The following is a 22,513-nucleotide window of genomic DNA, read 5'->3' as shown; positions in this document are numbered from 1 at the left end:
CGGAGTTCCTGTGCAACAACGACTTGTCAAAAGTATAACGGATATAACCAAAAATCCCTCCCCATGGATTTATAAATCAGTTGACCAGATGGTCAAAGGGCTGCCTCTTCGTCAATTTCACTCTGGCAGCTGCGGATAAACGACGCTGGTATCGAGGGCATTATTGTCTTTCAGGGTCACGCCCGTGAGCTGCATACGAAAGGCCGCCTGAATCAGATACATGAGCTTATTCACGGCCAGTTCGGGCGGTAATCCCTGCTCTCGAATGTTTGAAATGCAGTTCCGGCGCTCGTCGGTCAATCCCGGCTGTGGCGCGTAGGTGATGTAAGCGCCCATACTGTCGAACGAGCTGAGGCCCGGCCGTTCGCCGATGAAAATGATGGCCAGCCGGGGGCGCAGCCACTCCCCTACTGCATCGGTGATAGCTACCCGCCCCTGTTCGACTACGAGTAGCGGAGCCAGCGAGTAACCCTCCTGTCGTACTTTTTCCACTAGCAACTGAACAACCGGACCCGCATTTTTCATGATGGCCGTTGCCGACAAGCCATCGGCAATTATCAGGCAGACATCGGCGGACGGGCTGTTCAGTTTCTGAAGCCGTTGAACGGAATCAGCGCTGAGCAAACGGCCAAAGTCGGGGCGCTGGAGGTACATGTCGCGGTTCTCCGCCTTGCTTTTCAGGCAATAAACAGGCAAGCCTATTTTCGACAACGTGGCCTCCAGTTCCGGCACATTTAACTGAGAGTAGACGGCATCTTTGGCATGGGCATGGGCGAGCCTGAATTGAAGCGACTCTTTCAATGGAATCGAAATGCCGGTTTTCCCCAACGCAATTCGGGCGTTGGTATACGCTTTTAACGGCTCCCAGTCATCGGCTTCCATGCCCGTTTTTTTCGTTTCGTCCATGCGGTTTAGTCCACTAAAGCTGCGTATAACTGTTTTTGTGTATTGCCCGACAGGCGGTTACCGAGATTGTCCATGATTCCCTGCCGAAGCAGCCATTGCTCAAACTCGGGTGCCGGTCGCAGGCCGAGTACCCGACGCAGGTAAAGGGCATCATGAAAGGATGTCGACTGGTAGTTCAGCATGATATCATCGGCCCCCGGAATGCCCATAATAAAGTTGATACCGGCCACCCCAAGCAGGGTCAACAGCGTATCCATATCGTCCTGATCGGCCTGGGCGTGGTTGGTGTAGCAAATATCCATACCCATCGGTAACCCCAGCACTTTCCCGCAGAAATGATCTTCCAGCCCCGCCCGGATAATCTGCTTACCATCGAACAGGTATTCAGGACCGATAAAGCCAACCACCGAATTGACCAGAAATGGCTGGTACACTCTAGCTACGGCATAAGCCCGCGCTTCGCAGGTTTGCTGATCGACGTGATGATGCCCGTTCGACGAGAGGGCACTTCCCTGACCGGTTTCGAAGTACATGACGTTATTCCCGACAGTACCCCGTTTCAACGAAAGACCGGCTTCGTAAGCTTCCTGCAAGAGAGAAAGTGACACCCCAAAACTTGCATTTGCCTTCTCGGTACCGGCAATGGATTGAAAGATCAGATCGACCGGCACCTGTTGTTCAACCAGTTGCAGGGTGGTAGTTATGTGGCTCAGCACGCAGTTCTGAGTGGGCATGTCGAATCTCTCCCGCAGACCATCCAGCATGTAAAGCAACCGGGCTGTAGCTGCCGGACTGTCGGTGGCGGGGTTAATGCCAATCATGGCATCGCCACTTCCGTAAAGCAACCCGTCGATGATGCTGGCCGCTATTCCCTTGGTATCGTCGGTTGGATGATTGGGTTGGAGCCGAACGGACAAATGGCCGGTGATCCCCTGGGTATTCCGAAACCTGGTGACAACTTCGCACTTTTTCGCGACCAGAATCAAGTCCTGATTCCGCATTAGTTTCGATACAGCCGCCACCATTTCCGGCGTCAGGCCAGAGGCAACCTGCCGAAGCACCGGGGTGTCGGCTTCATTGCTCAGCAGCCAGTCGCGCAGGTCGCCGACGGTAAAGTGGCTGATGGGTGCAAAGGCCTGTTTGTCGTGGGTATCAATAATCAGGCGTGTAACTTCATCCGTTTCGTAGGGAATGACGACTTCGGTCAGAAAGGTGGTCAACGGCACATTGGCAAGGGCCAGTTGAGCAGCTACCCGCTCTTCATAACTGGTAGCCGCCAGCCCGGCCAGCCCATCGCCCGAACGCAGCGGACTGGCTTTAGCCAGCAGTTCTTTCAGATCGACAAAGCGATAGGTAAAAGACCCGATAGTGAATGGATACGGCATAACCTGAACTTCCTGATCGTTTAGTCGACAACCTTTTCAACTGCTCCGGCCCACTCCTGCCTGATTTTCCGATAGCGGCCAGATGCGATAAAGCCCACCATTATCGCGACCAGCCCACCGAAAAACAACAAACTCAGTCCGCTATAAAAGTAGATCATGGCTCCCAGTGTTACAACCGCCAGCAACAGCGCAATGGCCGGAAAGAAGGGGTAAAATGGAGCTTTGAACGACCGGGGTAGCTCCGGTTGGGTTTGCCGGAGCCGGAACAGCGACAACATGCTGATGATGTAAACCACCACAGCCCCAATGGTCGACAGGATGACCAGCTTGCTAGTGTCAAGCGCAACGAGGGCTATAATTCCGAATACCGCCCCGGCGACCAAGGCCCAAACGGGCACCTTTCGGGTTTTACTAACCTGCGCCAGCCCATGCGGCAGAAAGCCACTTCGGGCCAGCGCAAAAATCTGGCGGGAGTAGCTGATGATAATGCCATGAAACGAAGCAATCAGGCCAAACAGGCCGACGCTGGCGAAAAACTGCGTGAGCGGATTTTGCCGACCGAGCACAATGGCAATGGCTTCAGGCATGGGGTAATCGAGTTTGTCGAGATTTTCCCAATTAGTAATACCGCCCACGCTAATCATGACCGTAAGGGCGAGAAACGTCAGCGTCAACACGGCCGATATGTACCCTTTGGCGATGGTGTTCTTGCCGTCTTTCACTTCTTCAGCCACCATAGCAATGCCTTCCAAACAAACGAACAGCCAGATAGCAAACGGCAGAGCCGCAAATACCCCCGGCCATCCAAACGGCATCGGGTTATGCAGAAACGTATCGATGCGGGTATACGGATACACGACACCAATAAAGAGCAGCAACTCGCCAATGGCGATGATGGTCATAATCAGCGAGAACCAGGCGGCTTCTTTGATCCCGAGTAGATTGATGACGGTAAACACCGCAAATGAACCAATCGAACACCAGACCACCGGCACAACCGGATACAGGAAATGGACATAGCTGCCCAGGGCGAGCGCAATGGCGGGCGTGGCAAACAAGAACTCGATAAGCGTGGCGTACCCGGCCAGTAACGCCCCCAACGGCCCAAAAGCCTGCAAAGCATACGCAAATGGCCCACCGGCATTGGGAATGGCCGTTGTGAGTTCGGTAAAGCTAAAAATGAAGGTGAAATAGAGCAGGGTGATAATCAGGGTTGCAATTAGCAGCCCTACGGTTCCAGCCACGCCCCAGCCGTAGTTCCAGCCAAAATACTCGCCCGAGATAACCAGCCCTACGCCAATAGCCCATAAGTGAACGGGTGTTAATGCTTTTTTGAGAGTTGGTGTTTCGCTGGGCATATGGCAGGTTGGCAGGTTGTAGCGTGTTGGTATGGGTGGTGTCAGGCTTGAGAACCTGACACCACCCATACCAACACGCTACAACTTACGAATTTATCCGTTACCGACTGGCCAGAACGGGCACCTTTCCCATCAATGGGTCGCTAAAACCCGCTTTTCCGGTCTCCACCCGCCCGGCATAACGTTGCTCGAAGGCGTCGAAACCGGTTACTTTTACGCTGAAATCATACCAGTTATGACTGTCTTTCAGGGAAAGCACCAGCGACTTCTGTGCTCCGGCAGTCCCGGCTTTTGCCAGAGCAAGCGGCTGTGGTTTTCTTTGATATCCGTTGTCCAGAATCTGAACGGTATACGTCCGGGATGGATCGGTATTACTAAGTTTTACCAATACATTTCCGGTAAATTTCTTTTTCGCGTCTTTCTCGTAGTCGCAGACGATTTTGATAGCCGGGTTGGCCGTACTGCCTTTAAAGTCCCGGTAGAAGCCATTTGGCCCGTATACAGACACCTGAAAATCGTCTGACAGGGGCAGTATATCTCGCAATTCGTCCCCTGCCGCAACGGTATACGACCGTAACGAAACATCGTCCGATTTTCGCTGGTAGACTTGAAACGGTGCCCCAAGCGACTGCTTTCCGAAAGCCTCCTGTTTTGCCGATAACCGCAACGAAAGTTGTTTGTCCGCTACAAGCCCATCCACGTACAACTCATACGGCAGGGCGCAGGACTTGCGGACACCTTCTTCCTGCGTTGGCAGATAAGGTGATGCCTGGCGGGTGTTGCATTGCCGAATCTCCTCTTCGGTCAGGCGTTTGTAATTCGTGGGCACACCCTTAAACTGCGCTTTATGAATGGCCTCAATAAACGCTTCTTTATCCACCGATTTCGGCATTCTGATCGTCTCGCCGTTGTAGGGCCGGAAAGCTGACGACAGGTCACCGCAAACGGTGCGACGCCAGGTACTTATATTCGACTCTTCGATCTTTTTGCCCTTCTTGTGGCTCAGGAAGTTCTCCAGAAACTGTAGTGTCGAGGTATGGTCGAATACTTCCGAACACACATACCCGCCCCGGCTCCAGGGCGATACGATGACCAGCGGCACGCGAAAACCAAGGCCAATCGGACCGGTTCGTCCCCGATTCTTACGGCTACTTTCCTGCTCCTGCGTCACAAATTCGGCGCGGGTGTCAATGCCTTTGCTGGTTTTTCCCGTCTCGGGCTGGTCGGGGTGAGCGGGCAAAAACGGGGGGATGTGGTCGAAATAACCATCGTTCTCGTCGTAGGCCAGCACGAAAATCGTCTTTTTCCAAACCTCCGGATTCTGAGTCAGTATATCCAGCATTTCGGATATGTACCAGGCACCATACCAGGCCGACGACGGGTGGTCGGAAAAGTTTTCGGGGGCCACCACCCACGAAACGCTAGGCAGGGCTTTGTTTTTAACATCTTCCCGGAACTGGTGCAACACATCGCCTTTCGGGACGTTCACTGTACGGGTCGCGTCGCCATCCTGATACGTTAACGGGGTTAATGCGCGGTAGTGTGGGTCATTGACATTGGTCGTGAAGGCCCGCCGGCAAAGATTTTTCTCGGCCAGTGAAAGTTGTTCAAATTTCTCCGGGCTATAGGTAACCAGATCGACCTCGACTATTTTCTGCCATTTCTGCTGATTATCCAGTTCCCGTTTTATTTTGGGGTAATCTTTGTCCGTTTCAGTAAGGCTTTTCAGTTTACCTTCCAGTGCCTTGATGCGTTCGGGAAGGCGTTTTTCCTCTTGTTGAATGTGTGCGTAATAGGCGGGATGGAACCGTACCCGGTGCTGCGAAAACCACTCGATGGGGTTGTCCGTGAAGTTACTTAGCCAGTTATCGGCTTCGCCTTCAAGCCCGGTTGGCAAGCTGATCTCGTTCTGGTAAATTTTCCAGGGAATACCCAGCGCTTCCAGCCGCTCAGGGAAGGTTGTCCAGCTCACCTCCGCGTCGTAATCCACGTTCTCATTCCGAACGTTGGCGATAGCCTGCGGGTTGCGAGGGTCACGGATGGTACCCGTCCAGAAGTACAGCCGATTAGGCGTTGTACCCGTCAATGATGAGCAGAAATTCTGATCGCAAACGGTGAAGGCATCGGCCAGGGCGTAATAAAACGGCAGGTCGTCCCGGTTGTAGTAGCCTAGTGTGAGGGGCATATCAGCATATGCTTTGTTGCCCGACTTTTTGGCGTCGAGCCACTTGTCGTTCTTTCCTCCGTTCAGGGCATCCACCTGATTTTCCCAGGAGTGCGGCAACGAACTCATCCAGGTCGCTTTAGTATCGCGCATGTTGAGCCGGAAGGGGGCATATGTCTCACCCGCTTTGTTGGTCTGTAGCCAGACTTTGTTGCTATTGGGCAACCGGATAGCCCGTGGGTCGTTGAAGCCCCGAACTCCCTGTAGTGCGCCGTATGTATGATCGAACGAGCGGTTTTCCTGCATCAGAATGACCACGTGTTCGGCATCCAGGTAAGTTGTTCCGGCTGGTGGGTTAATGGCAAACGCTTTCTGAATCGATTCGGGTAAACTACCGGACAAGCCCGCAGATAATAACGCAGCTTTTTTGAGAAAGTCCCTTCTGGAATCCATACGCTTCGTAACTGACGTGAATGAGGAAACATTTAGTGAAGCCAAAAATAGCCGGGATATCGTCAAATACTCTTTCTGTCAGATTATTAAATCATTTTATCTCACTTTTTGCTTTATAGGAAGACATTGTGAGTTATAGTGTGGAACGGCATTACGCGTTACACGTAATAATCAGATATCTGTTTTTCCCTTTGTCATCAACCTTATGTGGATTCTTTTTGCATTAATGGCTGCCGTAGCCGCAGCGGTGGTTGTCACCTTATCCAAAGCCGGTATTAAAGACGTCGATTCAAGTCTGGCGTTTGCTATTCAATCTGTGTTGATTCTTATTGTTTCCTGGACAGTTGTGATTAGCCAGGGCAACCTGCCCGATGTGACGCGCATCGAGCGAAAAGTCTGGATCTACCTGATTTCGGCGGGTGTACTCACCTGTATATCCTCGCTCCTCTCCTTTCGGGCATTGAAACTGGGCAATGCGGCTCAGGTATCGCCAATTACCAATGTGTCGCTACTGATTGCCGTCATTCTGGCAGTTGTCTTTCTGAAAGAAAAAGTTACTTGGCAGATCGTTGCCGGGGCCATACTCATGGCTGCCGGAGCCGTCATGATTGCCGTAAGCCGAGAGTAAGGGTAGTGGATAGATGACCGAAATGGCTGGAACTCGTCTCTAAAACGAGTATCTTTGCCTATTATGTCCTGTGCGTTTTTATGACCGTTTCCGTAAATGAAAAGCTCGACCTGGCTCACAACTTTGTCCTGCATACCAATCAAAATATTTTCCTGACCGGGAAAGCCGGAACCGGTAAAACGACGTTTCTTCAACAAATCAAGCAACTCAGTGCCAAGCGGCTGGCCGTAGTAGCACCAACCGGTGTGGCAGCCATCAATGCAGGGGGCGTGACCATTCACTCGCTGTTTCAGCTTCCATTTGGCCCTATAACACCGGGAACCACTCAACGCGAAGGCAAGAAGTTTAACAAGGAAAAAATCAACTTACTTCGTACCCTCGACCTGCTGGTCATTGACGAAATCAGTATGGTTCGGAGCGATGTGCTCGACGGCATCGACGAAGTTCTCCGGCGCTACCGATCCAGTTCAGCTCCGTTCGGGGGTGTTCAATTATTACTGATCGGCGATATGCAGCAGCTGCCACCGGTCATTAAGGATGAAGACTGGGCCCTGCTGAGACCCTATTACGATACCGGCTATTTTTTCGGAAGTAAAGCCCTGCGACAGACATCCTACGTGCCTATCGAGCTGACGCACATCTACCGGCAGTCCGACGAGCGATTCATCAGCCTGCTCAACAGTATCCGGGAGAAGACCGTTACCCGCGCTCAGCTCGACAACCTGAATCAACGATATATTCCCGACTTTTCACCCGCTGAGGATGAAGGCTATATTACATTATCGACCCATAATACGGCCGCCCAGCAGATAAACAGCCAGAAATTACTGGAGCTGAAGGGCAAGCCGCGCACGTTTACGGCAACCATTGAGGGGGATTTTCCGGCGCATACCTACCCCACCGAAGCCAGCCTTGAGTTAAAGGTGGGCGCTCAGGTGATGTTCATCAAAAACGATATGTCTCGCGAAAAGCTGTACTACAACGGCAAGATCGGGCGAATTACCGACATGGACGATTCGGCTATTTACGTCAAAAGCCACCAGGATGGGCAGGAAATTGTCGTATATCCCGTTGACTGGACGAACATAAAATATACTCTGGACCCAGCCACCAAAGAGATAAAGAGTGAGCCGATTGGTACCTTCCGGCAGATGCCGCTCAAACTGGCCTGGGCCATCACCGTTCACAAAAGCCAGGGATTGACGTTTGAAAGGGCCATTCTGGATATTTCGTCGGCGTTCGCTCACGGTCAGGTGTATGTAGCGTTAAGCCGCTGTAAAACACTGGATGGGCTGGTTTTGCGGAAACCCATTCCGGCGCACAGCATCAAAACCGAACTTGAACTGGAAGATTTCCACCAGCAGGTTCAACAGCAAACGCCCAATGAGCAACACCTGCATCAGGCGAAACTAACGAATCAGCAACACCTCCTGCGCGAACTTTTCTCATTCGAGCGGGCCAACTCCCTGCTTTACCGTTGTCGGCGGGTGGTGAACGAACACGCTAGCAGTCTGGACGCCGAATGTCCGCCTATACTCGCTCAATTGACCGATCTGCTGCGCGAAAAAGCCAGCGATGTATCGGGGCGATTTCAGCAACAGTTACCCAGCTATTTCGCCAGCGAAAAGCTGCCGGAACATAACGAGGCTTTGCAGGAGCGAGTCCGCAAAGCGGGGACCTATTTTAAGTCGCTGCTCGGCTCCGACCTGTTGCCGCTGCTGCAGCGCTGCCCAACCGACTGCGACAACAAGAAGGTTCGCGATTTGCTGCTGGAAGCCCTGGATGAGTTGGAAAAAGAACTGTTCAGTAAGCTGCTTAGTTTTGAAAGTTGCCGGGGGGGGTTCAACGCGTTAAGCTATCTACAGGCCCGGAACCGTGCCGAACTGGATTTCCAGCCCGAGCGCAAAAAACTGGAACCCCAACCCACCGAGACGAGCGCTTCGGAAGGGTCTTCACGTGGCGGACTGTACGGAGCCCTGATGAAGTGGCGAAACGATATGGCTGGTGAACACAACACCTCCGGCTTTATGGTGCTACCCCAGAAAACCATCGTTGAACTGGCGCGGATTCGTCCAACTTCCGAGGCCGAACTATTGGCTATCAAGGGGTTTGGCAAAACGAAAGTACGCCAGATTGGTGCCGATATTCTCCGCATCGTTCAGGAGAACCCCGGCGGCCGGGTAGCCAGTGTAGCAACGCCTAAAGGTAAAGTCCCCAAAGAAAAGCCCATCAAAGAGCCAAAAACTCCAAAAGAGCCCAAGGAACTGTCGCCCGCCATTACGCTGGCGTTCTTTCAATCGGGCAAAAGCATCGACCAGATTGCCGCCGAGCGAAGTCTGGCCGTTTCAACGGTCGAGAGTCACCTAGTTCGCTACGTGGGCTCGGGCGATCTGGACGTTGAATCGGTGCTATCTCCTAAAAAAATTGCCAGTATCCGCTCGTACCTGGAAACTTATCCCTCCGAAACCCTGACCGAAGTACGGCAGGCCCTGGGCAGCGATATCTCGTTCAGCGACATCCGGTTTGTGCAGTACGCCCTGCGGGCCGAGGCCGCAGCGAGTGGGGAATAATCAGGAGGGGAATTTTGGTATATTCGAGTTGAACATGCTCCTGTTGCAACAGTCCTTTGCATTTGATCAGCTCATCAGTCAACTTACGAATTGGGGCGCTTATTTTGCCGGGAAGCGGCAAAAGTTGGAAGATCAGGTAAAAGCGCGGTTCGTTTCATAACCGCCAATTATTTGTAGTGCCGTCCGTCCTGGTCGGCACTACAAATACCTAATACCCGCCGTAGAATTTCCGTAAACCCCACTCGACGGCCACCAGGGTAAGTACAACGAAGAACAACCAACGCCAGTTGATCAGCTCGTTCATCTCTTCGGTGCTTGTTAGCCTGGCCGGGTGCGGACGGTTTATCAGCGTTTGAACGAGCGCGTCTGTCTGGCTGGCGTTATAGAACTGCCCGCCCGTTTGTTGCGACAGTTGCCGAAGTAAGCCATGATCGGCAGTGGTGTTGATGGCTTCGAGTTGCAGGTCACGCACCACAAATTGACCCGTCGACTGCTCCGCTTTATTATTGACCGTAACACTCGCCTTGAAGCTATAGGCACCTTCGGGCAACCGGCTGATTTCAAACCGACTATTTGCTTCGGTTGGCGTGTAGTTGTACGAACGGGTCAGCCCTTTCTCATCCGTGATATCGAGATGAACCGGCTTATCGAACAATCGCTCGTAAATATCATTATAGAGTTCAGTCTCGAAAATAACTTTCTCCCCGGCCACAAATTCACTTCGGATTGGATAAACGCGTAGTTTACGGCGGTCTTCTTTAACCGAAATCAGTTGAATTACTTTCTGAATTAGTTCATCAACCACTTCCTGTTTGTCGGTCAGGGCGAACTCCTCAAGCCGCCAGGCCCATAAGCCTTCACCCGCCAGCACTGCCGTTTTACGAGGACTTGTTACGTTAAGTGCCAGCAGGGGCTTAGTCGTACGGACACTGCCCACTTGTTGCCAGAGAACAATTTCGCTGCCAGCCTGCAACCGAAACTCGCCATAAGGTACAAGCAAAGGCGGCAACTTGGCAAGAATATCAAGTCGGGCGGGGTCCAGATTGAGTTGCTTGAATTCTGGGTTAAAAAAGCCCGTCACTTTATCACTCTGATTGGGCTGGGCGTTTATCTGCATCACCGGATTCGACGTGTTGAACGGCCCCATTGATGATTGGTTCCCCAAAACGAACAGTACGGGCGTATTCTTTGCCAGATACTTTTGCAGCAGCGCGGTACCTACGCTCCCATTGTCGGGAATCTGGTGGAATATGATCAGATCATACGTCTTGTCAGCGGGTGGGGTGGCTTCGGCGGGGGTACCGGTCAGAATTCGGATATCGAGTTCGTAATTCTGATTCTTCTCCAGAATACTTCGAAGGGCTTTTATGTCCGGGTGTGGCGACAGGGCCAGCAGCAGCACTTTCTCTTTCCCGTCGATCACATCAATGTACACATCCTGACGGTTGTTGCGCGTACTGAACTCCCCCGGCTGGGGCAGCACTTCAACCACAAAATGCTGAACACCTTTCTGCGTCGCTGTAGCCTGAAACGTCAGTTGATCGAACGTGTCATTCTTTCCTAGATTAACCGACTGACGACTCAATTCTTTGCCATTCTGCCGCAGCACCACGGTTGCACTTCGGCCCTGAAAACCATTGGTAACCACCTCAGCCTTTACCGGAAACTGATTCCCCAAATAGGCTATGCGGTTGGCAATAATGCCCTTCAGTTGAATATCTTTTTTCGGGATTGTATCACCAAGGCCGATGGTCTGCACCGCAAACGGGTATTGCCCAAACGTTGGTGACAAGCCCTGATTGAAAATACCATCAGACACCAGAACGACATCGGTCAGGTTACGCCCTTCATAATCCGAGCGCACACCCGATAGCAGTCCGGCTAGGTCGGTGGTACGTTGCGTAAAGGGCAGTTGCGTCAAATCACCATTTGTCACCGAATCGCCAAACGTACGAATCGATACATCCAATCCTTTGTCGGCCAGTTGCTGCTGAAGCGATTGCAAACTTGTCAGCGCCCGGGTCAGCGCGGGCCTACCGGCGGCTGCTACGGACTCAGAATTGTCAATGGCCAGCACAACCTTCGGCTTTTCAGTCAGCGTCCGCAAACTCCGAATCAGCGGATTGAGGAGCAGAAAGGCCAGAAAGCTGACGACGACGAACCGTAAGGCCGCGAGCCCATAAGTAGTTCGCTTGTCGAACCCTCCCATGGCAGTACCACTGCCTACAAGGCGCGGGAGCGGCTGATACATTGCAAACGCGTACACGGCCCCTACGAGCAGACACACCAGGATCCACCAGGGTGAGGATTGGAAAATAAAGTTCATTCTTATAAGGAGTGAGGAGTAAGGAGCGAGGAATTAGGAGACGACTAACTCCTCGCTCCTACTACTAAGTAAGCATTCCTCCGTCCACTTGCAGCACCTGACCGGTGATGTAGCGGGAGAGGTCGGAGGCTAGGAAAACAGCGCAATCAGCTATTTCTTCAGGTTGGCCACCCCGTTTCATGGGAATCTGCTGTTTCCATTCTTCCAGTGCCTTTTCATTGATTTCGCCCGTCATTTCGGTCTCAATAAAACCCGGTGCAATGGCATTGGAGCGGATGTTCCGGGAGCCCAATTCAAGCGCAACAGATTTAGTAAAGCCTATGATACCGGCTTTCGACGCGGCATAATTAGCTTGCCCCGCGTTGCCCCGGATACCAACAACAGATGTCAGATTAATAATAGAACCGGACTTCGCTTTCATCATGGATTTGATGGCCGCTTTAGTCAGGTTAAAGACCGACTTTAGATTAACGTTAATTACGGTATCCCATTGTTCTTCGGTCATGCGCATCAACAGGCCATCTTTCGTGATGCCTGCGTTGTTAACGAGCACATCGAGCTTGCCAAAATCGGCGAGTACCTGAGCAATGAGTTCTTCGGCAGCTTTATGGTCTGATGCGTCAGAACGGTAACCTTTTACCCGTCCGCCAAACGCGTTGAGTTCTTCTTCCAGCGCTTGCCCTTTTTCTACACTCGACAGGTAGGTAAAGGCAACATCGGCACCTTCTTTTGCAAATTTCTCGGCCATAGCCCGGCCAATTCCGCGCGACGCACCGGTAATCAACGCAACTTTTCCTTTCAGTAAATCCATTTTACGGGGTAATAATAAATAGACAATGACGAATGGAGACTCTAAATGAAGTAGAGAACATTCTCTTGAATTTAATAAGTGATGACGCTTACTAAATTTAGTCAAAAATAGTGGTTTGGTCTAAAACGACAAGGTACGCATTGGTTTTGGTTTCGCCGATAAGCTGTGTTACTTTGTCGAAACTACAGATAATCCACCATGAACTATCGTCTTGTCCTAGCCCTCCTGCTGTCGTCGGCGTCGACTACACTGGCTCAGAAAATTCATGCGCACAACGATTATACCAAAGTGCGTCCATTCGTAGAAGCCTATGAGCAGCGCGCCGACTTTATCGAGGCCGATATTTGGTTACGGAACGGGAAGTTGGTCGTTTCCCACGAAAAGCCTGAAGAAAGCCCACAAACACCGCCAACGCTGGATTCTCTATATTTACAACCCATTGCCCGCTTGTTTCAGCAATACAAAGACAAACCCAGCTCCGAGCGGGATTACACCTTTGCCCTGGTTTTAGATATTAAAGAGAACCCTACAGGGGTGTTGCCAAAACTGTTGGAAAAGCTACAGGAAAATCTGGTTTGCTTTAACCGGTCGGCTAATGCGAAAGCGATTCAGGTCATAATCAGCGGAGAACGCCCCAAAATCAATACATATCTCGATTACCCACTTCTTCAGTTCGATGGTCGGCCCAGCGAAGTATATGATCAGGAAACATTACAGCGGGTAGCTATGATCAGCGATAATTTCCAATCATACTCGCGCTGGAATGGTATAGGCGACATACCCGATGCAGACCGCGATAAGCTTAAGCGGGTCATAAAACGAGCTCATAGTGATAACAAACCCTTTCGTTTCTGGGCCATTCCCGATACGCCAAATGGCTGGAAGCAATTAAAAAAACTGGGTGTCGATATTATCAATACAGACAACGTTGGAGAGGCCGTAAAGGCAAAGCGGTGAGTGAAGGGCTTTTAGAGTAAACTCGCAACCAATTCGGCTTATTAGGGAAATCGAGATATCACTTATTTACCCTATCGCAACGCTACCGGATGGATATTCCTCAACTCAAAAAAGCCCCCCTTGTCTACGACGTAGCTATAGTCGGCTCAGGTGCAGGGGGCGGCATGGCTGCGTACATGCTCGCTAAAGCAGGCGCAAAAGTTGTTCTGCTCGAAGCAGGTGGTTATTATGACCCGGCCGATCCTAAGTACATCACCCAACTGAAATGGCCCTGGGAATCGCCCCGGCGTGGTGCCAGTACCGAAGCTCGCTCCGGCGGTGATTTCGATGCAGCCTGGGGCGGCTGGGAAATAGACGGCGAGCCTTATTCGGCAAAGTCCGGTACGGAATTTGGCTGGTTCCGGTCGAGGATGCTCGGCGGACGCACCAACCACTGGGGCCGTATCTCTATGCGCTTCGGCCCCGACGATTTCCGGCGCCGATCGCTATCAGGTGTGGGCGACGACTGGCCAATCGGCTACGACGACCTCAAACCGTATTACGATAAAGTTGACCGGCTCATTGGCGTCTTTGGCTCGGTTGAAAACTTTCCGAATGAACCCGATGGCATTTTTCTGCCCCCGCCCAAGCCACGACTGCACGAGTTAATGATTCGGAAAGGCGCACGGAGCATTGGTATTCCGGTTATTCCATCTCGGTTAAGTATTCTGACCAAGCCCATCAATAAAGACCGGGGCTCATGCTTCTATTGTCATCAGTGCAATCGGGGTTGTCAGGCTTATGCCGACTTTTCAGCTTCGTCCGTGTTGTGTATTCCCGCAGTTAAAACGGGTAATGTAACGCTCATCAATGGAGCCATGGTACGCGAAGTACTGACCGATCCGCAAACCGGGCTCGCTACGGGCGTGAGTTATGTCAACAACCGGACACTGGAAGAGATAACCGTTCGTGCCAAAGCTGTTATGTTGGGCGCAAGTACCTGCGAATCGGCCCGAATTCTCCTGAATTCAAAATCCTCGCGTTTCCCGAATGGTCTGGCAAACAGCAGCGGTGTGGTAGGGAAATACCTCAACGACTCGACGGGTGCCAGCCGCTCAGCTTTTATCCCGGCGCTTATGGACCGCAAACGCTACAACGAAGATGGCGTAGGTGGCATGCACGTATTTACACCCTGGTGGCTGGATAACAAAAAACTCGATTTCCCCAGGGGTTATCACATCGAATACGGTGGTGGCATGGGTATGCCCGGCTATGGCTTTGGCAGTGGTATAGAATCGCTTAACGGTATGATTCCAGGCCGTGATGGTAAAACAAAAACGGCAGGTGGATACGGAGCCAGCCTGAAAGACGACTACCGACGATTTTATGGCGCCTATATTGGCATGTCGGGCCGGGGCGAACCTGTTCCTCTGGAAAGCAACTACTGCGAAATTGACCCGAATGCGGTTGATAAATACGGCATTCCAACGCTGCGTTTTCACTACAAATGGTCGGACTACGAAGTGAAGCAAGCCAAACACATGCAGGACACCTTCGAGGAAATCATTCATGCAATGGGCGGTATTGCGCTGGGTCCCAAACCTGGTCCTAATACAGCACATGGATATGGCCTTGCCGCGCCCGGCCGTATTATTCATGAAGTGGGTACAGTTCGCATGGGAAATGACCCGCAAAAGTCAGCTCTGAACAAATACCAGCAGGCACACGATGTGAAGAACCTGTTTGTTGTCGATGCCGCCCCGTTCGTTTCACAGGGCGACAAAAACGTTACCTGGACTATTCTGGCCAGCGCCATGCGTACTTCCCAGTATTACATTGACATGGTAAAGGCAAAGAGTATTTAAGAAAAGCGCAGCAGGAAAGCAGCATTGTTACATAACTAAAGCGGCCTGACTCCAAGAGTCAGGCCGCTTTAGTTATAATCTATACCTTATGATTACTCAACCGCTACTTCTGGTTTCTTTACCGTAATGGTTAAGGTTTCACCTTCACCACTGTAGTCGGCCATGATCACATCGCCTTCTTTCAGTTCACCTTTCAGAATCTCTTCTGCAACGGGATCTTCAAGATAGCGCTGGATGGCACGGCTCAACGGACGAGCACCGTATTGTGGATCATACCCTTTTTCAGCCAGAAAGTCTTTGGCTTTTTCCGTCAGTTCAACGGTGTAGCCAAGGTTCGTCACGCGGCTAAGGAGTTTACCCAGCATCAGATCAATGATCTTGTGAATATCTTCACGCTGTAGTGAATTAAACACAATTACATCGTCCAAACGGTTCAGGAACTCAGGTGAGAACGCTTTCCGAAGTGCACTTTGAATGGTGCTCTTCATGAGATCATCCTGGGTTTCAGCCGATTTTTTAGTAGCAAAACCAATACCTGCACCAAAATCTTTCAGGTCACGCACCCCAATGTTGGAAGTCATGATGATGATCGTGTTTCGAAAGTCGACCCGGCGGCCCAGACCATCCGTCAGAATACCATCGTCAAGCACTTGCAACAGAATGTTGAACACATCCGGGTGCGCTTTTTCGATTTCGTCAAGCAAGACAACACTATAAGGCTTCCGGCGGATTTTTTCGGTTAACTGACCACCTTCTTCATAACCAACGTAGCCCGGAGGTGCACCAACTAACCGGCTTACACTGAATTTCTCCATGTATTCCGACATGTCGATACGAACCAGTGCATCGTCTTTATCGAACAGATAAGTAGCCAGTACTTTAGCCAATTCTGTTTTACCTACACCCGTAGGACCGAGGAAGATGAACGAACCAATCGGCTTCTTGGGATCTTTCAGACCCACCCTCGTCCGCTGAATGGCTTTAACCAGTTTGTCGATGGCCGACTGCTGACCAATAACGCGGCCTTTCAGCTCTTCGCCCATGTTCACCAGTTTCTTGCCTTCATCGTTCGATACGCTCGTGACCGGGATACCCGTCATCATCGCTACGACTTCAGCAACGTTTTCTTCGTTGACCGTGTACCGACGCTTCTTCGTATCTTCTTCCCACAATTGTTTCGCACGGTCGAGTTGGTCGATCAGGCGTTTTTCCTTGTCGCGAAGCTGAGCGGCTTCTTCGTACTTCTGGCTTTTGACAACCTGATTCTTCTCCTTCTTGATATTCTCAATCTGTTCTTCGAGTTTCAGAATATCTTCAGGAACGGTGATGTTTGAGATATGAACGCGTGCGCCCACTTCGTCCATCACATCGATGGCTTTGTCAGGCAGGAAACGATCCGAGATATACCGCTCCGACAATTTCACCGCAGCCTCAATAGCTTCTTTAGTGTAGTTTACGTGGTGGTGATCTTCGTATTTATCCTTGATGTTATTCAGGATCTCAATCGTCTCATCGATGGATGTGGCATCGACCATTACCATTTGGAAACGACGGGCAAGCGCACCATCTTTCTCGATATACTGACGGTATTCGTCAAGCGTTGTGGCACCAATGCATTGAATGTCGCCACGGGCCAGGGCCGGCTTGAACATGTTGGATGCATCGAGCGAACCCGAAGCACCACCTGCACCAACGATTGTGTGAAGTTCGTCGATAAACAGGATCACCTCCGGCGATTTTTCCAGCTCGTTCATCACGGCCTTCATACGCTCTTCGAATTGACCCCGGTATTTGGTACCTGCCACAAGCGATGCCAGATCGAGGGTAACGACCCGCTTACCGAACAACACCCGCGATACTTTTTTCTGTACAATACGCAATGCCAGACCTTCTGCAATGGCGGTTTTACCAACGCCAGGCTCACCGATCAGGATTGGGTTGTTTTTCTTCCGGCGGCTCAGAATCTGAGCAACGCGCTCAATTTCTTTTTCACGACCAACAATCGGATCGAGTTTGCCAACTTCAGCGAGTTTGGTCAGATCGCGGCCAAAATTATCGAGCACGGGTGTGCGCGATTTCTCGGAGCCTTTTGGATCTTTTCCTGAACTCGAACTGCTGCTGCCACCAAACATCCCCCGGTCATTATCATCATCGTCGGTATCGCTTGCCATAGTGGGGCGGCTTCCGGTTGATTGATATTCCAGCATCTCTTTAATGACTTCGTAGTTAACATTAAACTTGTTGAGAATCTGCGTGGCGACATTGTCTTCATCGCGCAGAATCGACAGTAAAAGGTGCTCCGTACCGATAAGCGGGCTTTTAAAAATCTTAGCTTCCAGATACGTAATCTTGAGCGTTTTTTCCGACTGACGGGTCAGCGGAATGTTCGCTAAGTTTTTCACGTTGTTGGTGGCTGTTCCTTTCGTAGCCTGTTCGATAGTAACCCGGAGTTCGTCGAGCGAGATGCCAAGCTTTTTCAGCAACCCGACCGCTACACCCTCACCCTCACGAATCATACCCAGCAACAGATGCTCTGTGCCGATGTAATCGTGGCCTAAGCGCAAGGCTTCTTCCCGACTCAGCGTGATAACTTCCTTGACGCGGTTTGAGAATTTTGCTTCCATTCGTTTTAGGGTCTCCTTAGGTAACCGTACTATAGGCCTAACGAAGAGTTTTAAGGATTTGTTCACTCCTGAAGCCCTGCCAGTAACACATCCGGAGCGGCCGGTCCCTGGCAAAACAACAAGTCAATTATACTAAGATTCGGTACAAATTCTTGGCCAAAATTCTGTTGGTAAACGACTGGCTGATGGAATACATACGTTTCCGGCCCATTTCTTGGATTTACTATTGACCGACCGTCAAATAGGCCGATCGGGGGCGTCTTATCGTACCATTCTGTCAGGTTCAGAGATCGTTTAAATCTAATCAATTTCAGACAAATTGTCAGCAGTTCATAATTCAAATCGAATAAAAAAGTCCATTTTTTTTGGTACACGGGCTCGAAATAAGGGGCATAGTACTCAAAAAATGGCGCTTTCCCATAAGCAGCCTGCAGGCATCGCCAGTGGGTCAGTTGCCAAGGTTGATCATTAACCACCCGTAAATCACGAACTGGCTGGTGATGGGTTCCCTGAAAAACGGGTACCGTGAGGACGTCAACTTTGTTAGCCGTCAGAACGTAGCACCGATTTCTGTAACTTTGCTTCTGGTAATGTTCCTGGGCCTCAAGTTGCACACTTTCGAACTGCACTAAACCAGATATGTAATCGATACAAGGCAAATAATGTAGTTCGATTAGCAGTTCGTTTTCCTGAGACTCGGGTTGATTTAGTTTCAATTAATCTATTTTGTATCCGTTCACAAGTAACGCAAAAAAGCGATACTAACAACTGATAGTAGTATTTTTTTAATTTTCAGGCCGACGAGAGTTTACACGAACGTCGGCCCTACATTCGTCAAATGATATTTTTCCGACTGCTATCGCGTTTGCCACTTCCTGTATTATATGGCATTTCCGATGTTTTGTCTTTTCTGTTGCTACACGTTATTCGTTACCGCCGAAACGTAGTCCTTGACAACCTGACCCGCTCCTTCCCGGAAAAATCGCCGGAAGAAATCAAGCAGATTGCCCGGGGGTTTTATAAAAACCTGGGCGATCTGCTTGTCGAGAGTATCAAACAATCCAGCCTGCCACCCGAATTTTTCCTAAAGCACATCAAATTCCCGAATATCGAATTGATTCAGGAGAAGATTCTGGCAGGGCAGACAATCATTGGCATGAGTTCTCACCAGGCTAACTGGGAATGGATCCCGGCAGCACTCGTACTGAATAAAATGCCGGTAGACAGTATTTACAAACCGTTATCCAGCCCGTTCTTCGAGCAGTTGATGGTTCATATTCGCTCGCATTTGGGACCCGTTCCTACGCCCATGAACTCGTTGCCACGCCAAATGGTCCTTCGTAAACATATTCCACGCATCATTGGGCTAATAGCGGATCAGGTTCCCGATGTACCCGAACAAGCTTACTGGACTAACTTCCTGCACCAGGACTCCCCCTTTTATCCCGGTTCTGAACGGCTGGCCCGCAGCCGGAAAATGGCTGTTTATTTTTTCGATATCGTCCGGGTTCGTCGGAGTTATTACGAGGTCACGTTCCGACTTATTGCCGAGCCTCCTTACGACGATTTACCGCTTGGCGCCATTATGGAGGGCTACCGAGATGTCCTTGAAGCGTCTATACGGCGCAATCCATCCGATTGGCTGTGGTCCCATAAACGGTGGAAACATTGGCGGGGTAAATACGCCAGTATTAGCGCTAAGCTGGAATGATAGAGAATGGCCAATCGAGTATTCGATTGGCCATTTGCGCTCAGACTCCTTTTATCACTATAGCGTATCCCGACGCGCTTTTTCGGTACGAGCCGAATCACGTTTCGCTTTAATTCTATCTGCTTCGCTTACAATAGCATTTTCTGCCTTATCTAAACCCTTGTTTACGGTTGTACCTACTTTTTGGGCTCCCTTTGTGACGGCTTCGTCGGCAACCTTTGCTTTTTCTTTTGCTCCGCGACCCACTTCCTTAGCCGCATCGCCAACACTTTGACCGGCATTTTGCAATTCACCTTTTACGCGGGCTTTTCGTTCAGCACGCTCCTGCTGCCGAATCTCTTTTTTGCTCAACCCCGTGGTATCCTGAGCATACGCGCCAACGGTAATCAATAAGGCCAGCGCAAGGGTATTCACTAGTTTCGTTTTCATATCTGTAAGACTTGATCAACAGGTTGTATATAGATTCCTTTGGAAAAAAGACTCTTTTACCAGATTGTGTCAACTCCTCCAACCTGTATTTTGTTTTTCCTTTAAAAGACAATCTACTCATTATCAATACTATATCTTCAGCCATATCTTCTAATTGTAGCCGAACATTTAAGCCCAGCCTTATGTTTCCCTTGCAAACGGACTAGGTGACGGAAATTGCTTTTTCCGTACCTTTGCCCGGTCAAACGGCTCTGCCGAAACCTGTATGCTAAATTCGCTGCTTTCTTCATCATCAACCCCCGTAAATAGTTTGCCGGAAGGGGCTGGTTCACCTGTTCTTTATACGCCTTCACTTACGCAGTATGTTCGCCGGAAAACCAGTACGGTTATGATTGGCGATGTACCTATGGGCTCCGATTATCCAATTCGTGTACAGTCAATGACAACGGTTGACACAATGGATACAATAGGCTCTGTTGAGCAGACCATCAGGATGATTGAAGCGGGGTGTGAGTATGTTCGCATTACAGCTCCCAGTGTCAAAGAGGCACAAAATCTGGAGAATATCCGCAAAGAGCTCCGGGCACGAGGTTACACTACTCCCCTGGTTGCTGATATTCATTTTACACCCAATGCCGCCGAACTGGCCGCCCGGATCGTAGAGAAGGTACGTATCAACCCCGGCAACTATGCCGACCGGAAGCGCTTCGAATTCATTGATTATACAGATGCCGCCTACGCAGCCGAGCTGGAACGTATTCGGGACAAGTTTTTGCCGCTCGTTCGTATCTGTAAAGAATATGGTACGGCCATGCGTATCGGCACTAATCATGGCTCCTTATCTGACCGTATTCTGAGTCGTTACGGCGATACACCCGTAGGTATGGTTGAATCGGCCCTAGAGTTCCTACGCATCTGCGAGGCCGAAAACTATTACAATATTACGTTGTCGATGAAGTCGAGCAATCCCCAGGTGATGGTACAGGCCTATCGGTTGCTGGTTCAACGTCTGGATGAGGAGGGACTGAAACCCTATCCCCTACACCTCGGCGTAACCGAAGCCGGTGAAGCCGAAGATGGCCGGATCAAGTCCGCACTGGGCATTGGTACCCTGCTCGAAGATGGCATTGGTGACACCGTTCGGGTTTCGCTTACCGAAGAGCCGGAACGGGAAGCCCCGGTGGCCAAGGCGTTGATTGACCGATACACCAACCGGGCAGCTACCAGCCAGCCTATTCCGGTTGTTACCACCTACCCGATCAATCCTTTTCAATATTGTCGACGGTTAACCCATGAGGTGGCCAACATTGGCGGTCAAAATGTACCCCGCGTAATTGCCGATTACAGCCGGGTGCCCGTGAGGGAACACAAAAACCTGCACCCGATTGGTCATTTTTATCTACCCGAGCCTGATAAGTGGCGTATGAATGATCTTGGCGCCGACTATATATATACAGGCTCCTACCCGGCACAGTTCATGTTGCCCAACGGCCTCAAAGAAGTTCTTGATTATACCGTCTGGCAGACAAGCCCCAATCAGACGAACGTCTTTCCTTTGCTGACCACGGCCGAATACCTGGCAGCCCGGGCAACGCAGAGCGAACTCCATCCTCGTCTGAATTTCGTTCGGGTTTCGTTACCGTCCTCATCTGATGAACTGTTTACTACGCTTAAGGCAGATACAACGGTAGTTCTGTTGATCTCGACTGACAACGCGCACGCGATGCCCGAGTTACGCCGGTTGGTCGTTGAATTGATTAATCGCGGTATTACCGCTCCCGTTATTATTAACAGAGGATATCCAGCCGTTTCGGAAGAAGAGGTTCCTCTTTACGCGTCTACCGACGTTGGCGGTTTGCTCATCGATGGACTTGGCGATGGCATTTTGCTGTCGGCACCACAGGCGAATCCTGCCGACGTCGATCTGAAACGACTCAACAACCTGTCATTTGGCATTTTGCAGGCTGCCCGGACTCGTATTACCAAAACGGAATATATATCCTGTCCATCCTGCGGCCGGACGCTGTTCGACCTACAGGAAACAACGGCCCTTATTCGTCAACGTACCGACCACTTGAAAGGGGTTAAGATTGGCATTATGGGCTGTATTGTAAATGGACCGGGCGAAATGGCCGACGCCGACTACGGTTATGTAGGCATCGGGCGTGACAAAATCGCCTTGTATCGGGGTCAGCAAGTCATTAAGAAATCCGTTCCGGCAGATCGTGCCGTTGATGAATTGATCGAGCTAATCCGGGAGGATGATCGCTGGCTGGAGCCCACGTTCGAAAATGCCCTTTAATCAATGATTCTTGGCAAAGTGGGTAATTTTTTACCCACTTTATTT

The 22,513-nt window shown here is 50.8% G+C and carries 16 protein-coding genes; 7 read left to right on the top strand and 9 right to left on the bottom strand.

Annotated features, from left to right (window positions below; all coding sequences use genetic code 11):
- Positions 1–117: 117 nt before the first annotated feature.
- The 4 genes from eutC to NT073_RS12100 form a co-directional block, all read right to left on the bottom strand.
- Positions 118–906: an ethanolamine ammonia-lyase subunit EutC gene (gene eutC / locus NT073_RS12115; protein WP_297373408.1), complete on the bottom strand. Its 789-nt coding sequence runs from the start codon at positions 904–906 to the stop codon at positions 118–120.
- A gap of 5 nt (positions 907–911) precedes the next feature.
- The gene (locus tag NT073_RS12110; RefSeq protein WP_297373406.1) at positions 912–2,291 is read right to left on the bottom strand and encodes an ethanolamine ammonia-lyase subunit EutB; all 1,380 of its coding nucleotides are present in this window, start codon (positions 2,289–2,291) and stop codon (positions 912–914) included.
- Positions 2,292–2,311: 20 nt separating this feature from the next.
- Positions 2,312–3,649: an ethanolamine permease gene (gene eat / locus NT073_RS12105; protein WP_297373404.1), complete on the bottom strand. Its 1,338-nt coding sequence runs from the start codon at positions 3,647–3,649 to the stop codon at positions 2,312–2,314.
- Between the two features lie 100 nt (positions 3,650–3,749).
- Positions 3,750–6,266: a phosphocholine-specific phospholipase C gene (locus NT073_RS12100; protein WP_297373402.1), complete on the bottom strand. Its 2,517-nt coding sequence runs from the start codon at positions 6,264–6,266 to the stop codon at positions 3,750–3,752.
- A 205-nt stretch (positions 6,267–6,471) separates the two neighbouring features.
- Between NT073_RS12100 and NT073_RS12095 the strand changes: the two genes are divergently transcribed.
- The 3 genes from NT073_RS12095 (at position 6,472) to NT073_RS12085 (ending at position 9,624) form a co-directional block, all read left to right on the top strand.
- Entirely contained in the window at positions 6,472–6,894 is a 423-nt protein-coding gene (locus NT073_RS12095) for an EamA family transporter (RefSeq protein WP_297373400.1), read from the top strand.
- Positions 6,895–6,974: 80 nt separating this feature from the next.
- Positions 6,975–9,464 (top strand): helix-turn-helix domain-containing protein, encoded by a 2,490-nt coding sequence (locus NT073_RS12090; protein ID WP_297373397.1) that lies wholly within the window; start codon positions 6,975–6,977, stop codon positions 9,462–9,464.
- A gap of 34 nt (positions 9,465–9,498) precedes the next feature.
- Positions 9,499–9,624, top strand: coding sequence for a hypothetical protein (locus NT073_RS12085; protein WP_297373395.1), 126 nt, complete (start codon positions 9,499–9,501; stop codon positions 9,622–9,624).
- Positions 9,625–9,672: 48 nt separating this feature from the next.
- Here NT073_RS12085 and NT073_RS12080 read toward each other — a convergent pair whose 3' ends face one another.
- Positions 9,673–11,790 carry a VWA domain-containing protein gene (locus tag NT073_RS12080; RefSeq protein ID WP_297373393.1) on the bottom strand — a complete coding sequence of 706 codons (2,118 nt, stop codon included), beginning with the start codon at positions 11,788–11,790 and terminating at the stop codon, positions 9,673–9,675.
- A 64-nt stretch (positions 11,791–11,854) separates the two neighbouring features.
- A complete protein-coding gene (fabG, locus tag NT073_RS12075; protein WP_297373391.1) occupies positions 11,855–12,601 on the bottom strand; it encodes a 3-oxoacyl-[acyl-carrier-protein] reductase in 747 nt (248 codons plus the stop codon).
- Positions 12,602–12,799: 198 nt separating this feature from the next.
- Between fabG and NT073_RS12070 the strand changes: the two genes are divergently transcribed.
- Both NT073_RS12070 and NT073_RS12065 read left to right on the top strand, forming a co-directional pair.
- Positions 12,800–13,558: a phosphatidylinositol-specific phospholipase C/glycerophosphodiester phosphodiesterase family protein gene (locus NT073_RS12070; RefSeq protein ID WP_297373390.1), complete on the top strand. Its 759-nt coding sequence runs from the start codon at positions 12,800–12,802 to the stop codon at positions 13,556–13,558.
- Between the two features lie 89 nt (positions 13,559–13,647).
- Entirely contained in the window at positions 13,648–15,402 is a 1,755-nt protein-coding gene (locus NT073_RS12065) for a GMC family oxidoreductase (RefSeq protein WP_297373387.1), read from the top strand.
- Between the two features lie 92 nt (positions 15,403–15,494).
- Here the strand turns inward: NT073_RS12065 and NT073_RS12060 are convergent, their stop codons facing one another.
- A complete protein-coding gene (locus NT073_RS12060) occupies positions 15,495–18,026 on the bottom strand; it encodes an ATP-dependent Clp protease ATP-binding subunit (RefSeq protein WP_297373385.1) in 2,532 nt (843 codons plus the stop codon).
- A gap of 62 nt (positions 18,027–18,088) precedes the next feature.
- A complete protein-coding gene (locus NT073_RS12055; protein ID WP_297373383.1) occupies positions 18,089–18,640 on the bottom strand; it encodes a WbqC family protein in 552 nt (183 codons plus the stop codon).
- A 224-nt stretch (positions 18,641–18,864) separates the two neighbouring features.
- On the opposite strand from NT073_RS12055, the gene NT073_RS12050 reads away from it, so the two are divergent.
- Entirely contained in the window at positions 18,865–19,737 is an 873-nt protein-coding gene (locus tag NT073_RS12050; protein WP_297373381.1) for a lysophospholipid acyltransferase family protein, read from the top strand.
- A gap of 57 nt (positions 19,738–19,794) precedes the next feature.
- Here NT073_RS12050 and NT073_RS12045 read toward each other — a convergent pair whose 3' ends face one another.
- Positions 19,795–20,166 carry a hypothetical protein gene (locus NT073_RS12045; RefSeq protein WP_297373379.1) on the bottom strand — a complete coding sequence of 124 codons (372 nt, stop codon included), beginning with the start codon at positions 20,164–20,166 and terminating at the stop codon, positions 19,795–19,797.
- A 265-nt stretch (positions 20,167–20,431) separates the two neighbouring features.
- On the opposite strand from NT073_RS12045, the gene ispG reads away from it, so the two are divergent.
- Positions 20,432–22,468, top strand: a complete 2,037-nt coding sequence (gene ispG, locus NT073_RS12040; RefSeq protein ID WP_297373377.1) for a (E)-4-hydroxy-3-methylbut-2-enyl-diphosphate synthase — start codon at positions 20,432–20,434, stop codon at positions 22,466–22,468.
- Positions 22,469–22,513 lie beyond the last annotated feature (45 nt).

It is taken from the genome of Spirosoma sp., from assembly GCF_026391055.1.
GTDB lineage: Bacteria > Bacteroidota > Bacteroidia > Cytophagales > Spirosomataceae > Spirosoma.
This window is presented reverse-complemented; position numbering and strand designations above follow the sequence as displayed.

Excerpts from the sequence above, each read along its gene's own strand:
- eutC (WP_297373408.1), bottom strand. The coding sequence starts at position 906 with ATGGACGAAACGAAAAAAACGGGCATGGAAGCCGATGACTGGGAGCCG.
- NT073_RS12110 (WP_297373406.1), bottom strand. The coding sequence starts at position 2,291 with ATGCCGTATCCATTCACTATCGGGTCTTTTACCTATCGCTTTGTCGAT.
- eat (WP_297373404.1), bottom strand. The coding sequence starts at position 3,649 with ATGCCCAGCGAAACACCAACTCTCAAAAAAGCATTAACACCCGTTCAC.
- NT073_RS12100 (WP_297373402.1), bottom strand. The coding sequence starts at position 6,266 with ATGGATTCCAGAAGGGACTTTCTCAAAAAAGCTGCGTTATTATCTGCG.
- NT073_RS12095 (WP_297373400.1), top strand. The coding sequence starts at position 6,472 with ATGTGGATTCTTTTTGCATTAATGGCTGCCGTAGCCGCAGCGGTGGTT.
- NT073_RS12090 (WP_297373397.1), top strand. The coding sequence starts at position 6,975 with ATGACCGTTTCCGTAAATGAAAAGCTCGACCTGGCTCACAACTTTGTC.
- NT073_RS12085 (WP_297373395.1), top strand. The coding sequence starts at position 9,499 with ATGCTCCTGTTGCAACAGTCCTTTGCATTTGATCAGCTCATCAGTCAA.
- NT073_RS12080 (WP_297373393.1), bottom strand. The coding sequence starts at position 11,790 with ATGAACTTTATTTTCCAATCCTCACCCTGGTGGATCCTGGTGTGTCTG.
- fabG (WP_297373391.1), bottom strand. The coding sequence starts at position 12,601 with ATGGATTTACTGAAAGGAAAAGTTGCGTTGATTACCGGTGCGTCGCGC.
- NT073_RS12070 (WP_297373390.1), top strand. The coding sequence starts at position 12,800 with ATGAACTATCGTCTTGTCCTAGCCCTCCTGCTGTCGTCGGCGTCGACT.
- NT073_RS12065 (WP_297373387.1), top strand. The coding sequence starts at position 13,648 with ATGGATATTCCTCAACTCAAAAAAGCCCCCCTTGTCTACGACGTAGCT.
- NT073_RS12060 (WP_297373385.1), bottom strand. The coding sequence starts at position 18,026 with ATGGAAGCAAAATTCTCAAACCGCGTCAAGGAAGTTATCACGCTGAGT.
- NT073_RS12050 (WP_297373381.1), top strand. The coding sequence starts at position 18,865 with ATGATATTTTTCCGACTGCTATCGCGTTTGCCACTTCCTGTATTATAT.
- NT073_RS12045 (WP_297373379.1), bottom strand. The coding sequence starts at position 20,166 with ATGAAAACGAAACTAGTGAATACCCTTGCGCTGGCCTTATTGATTACC.
- ispG (WP_297373377.1), top strand. The coding sequence starts at position 20,432 with ATGCTAAATTCGCTGCTTTCTTCATCATCAACCCCCGTAAATAGTTTG.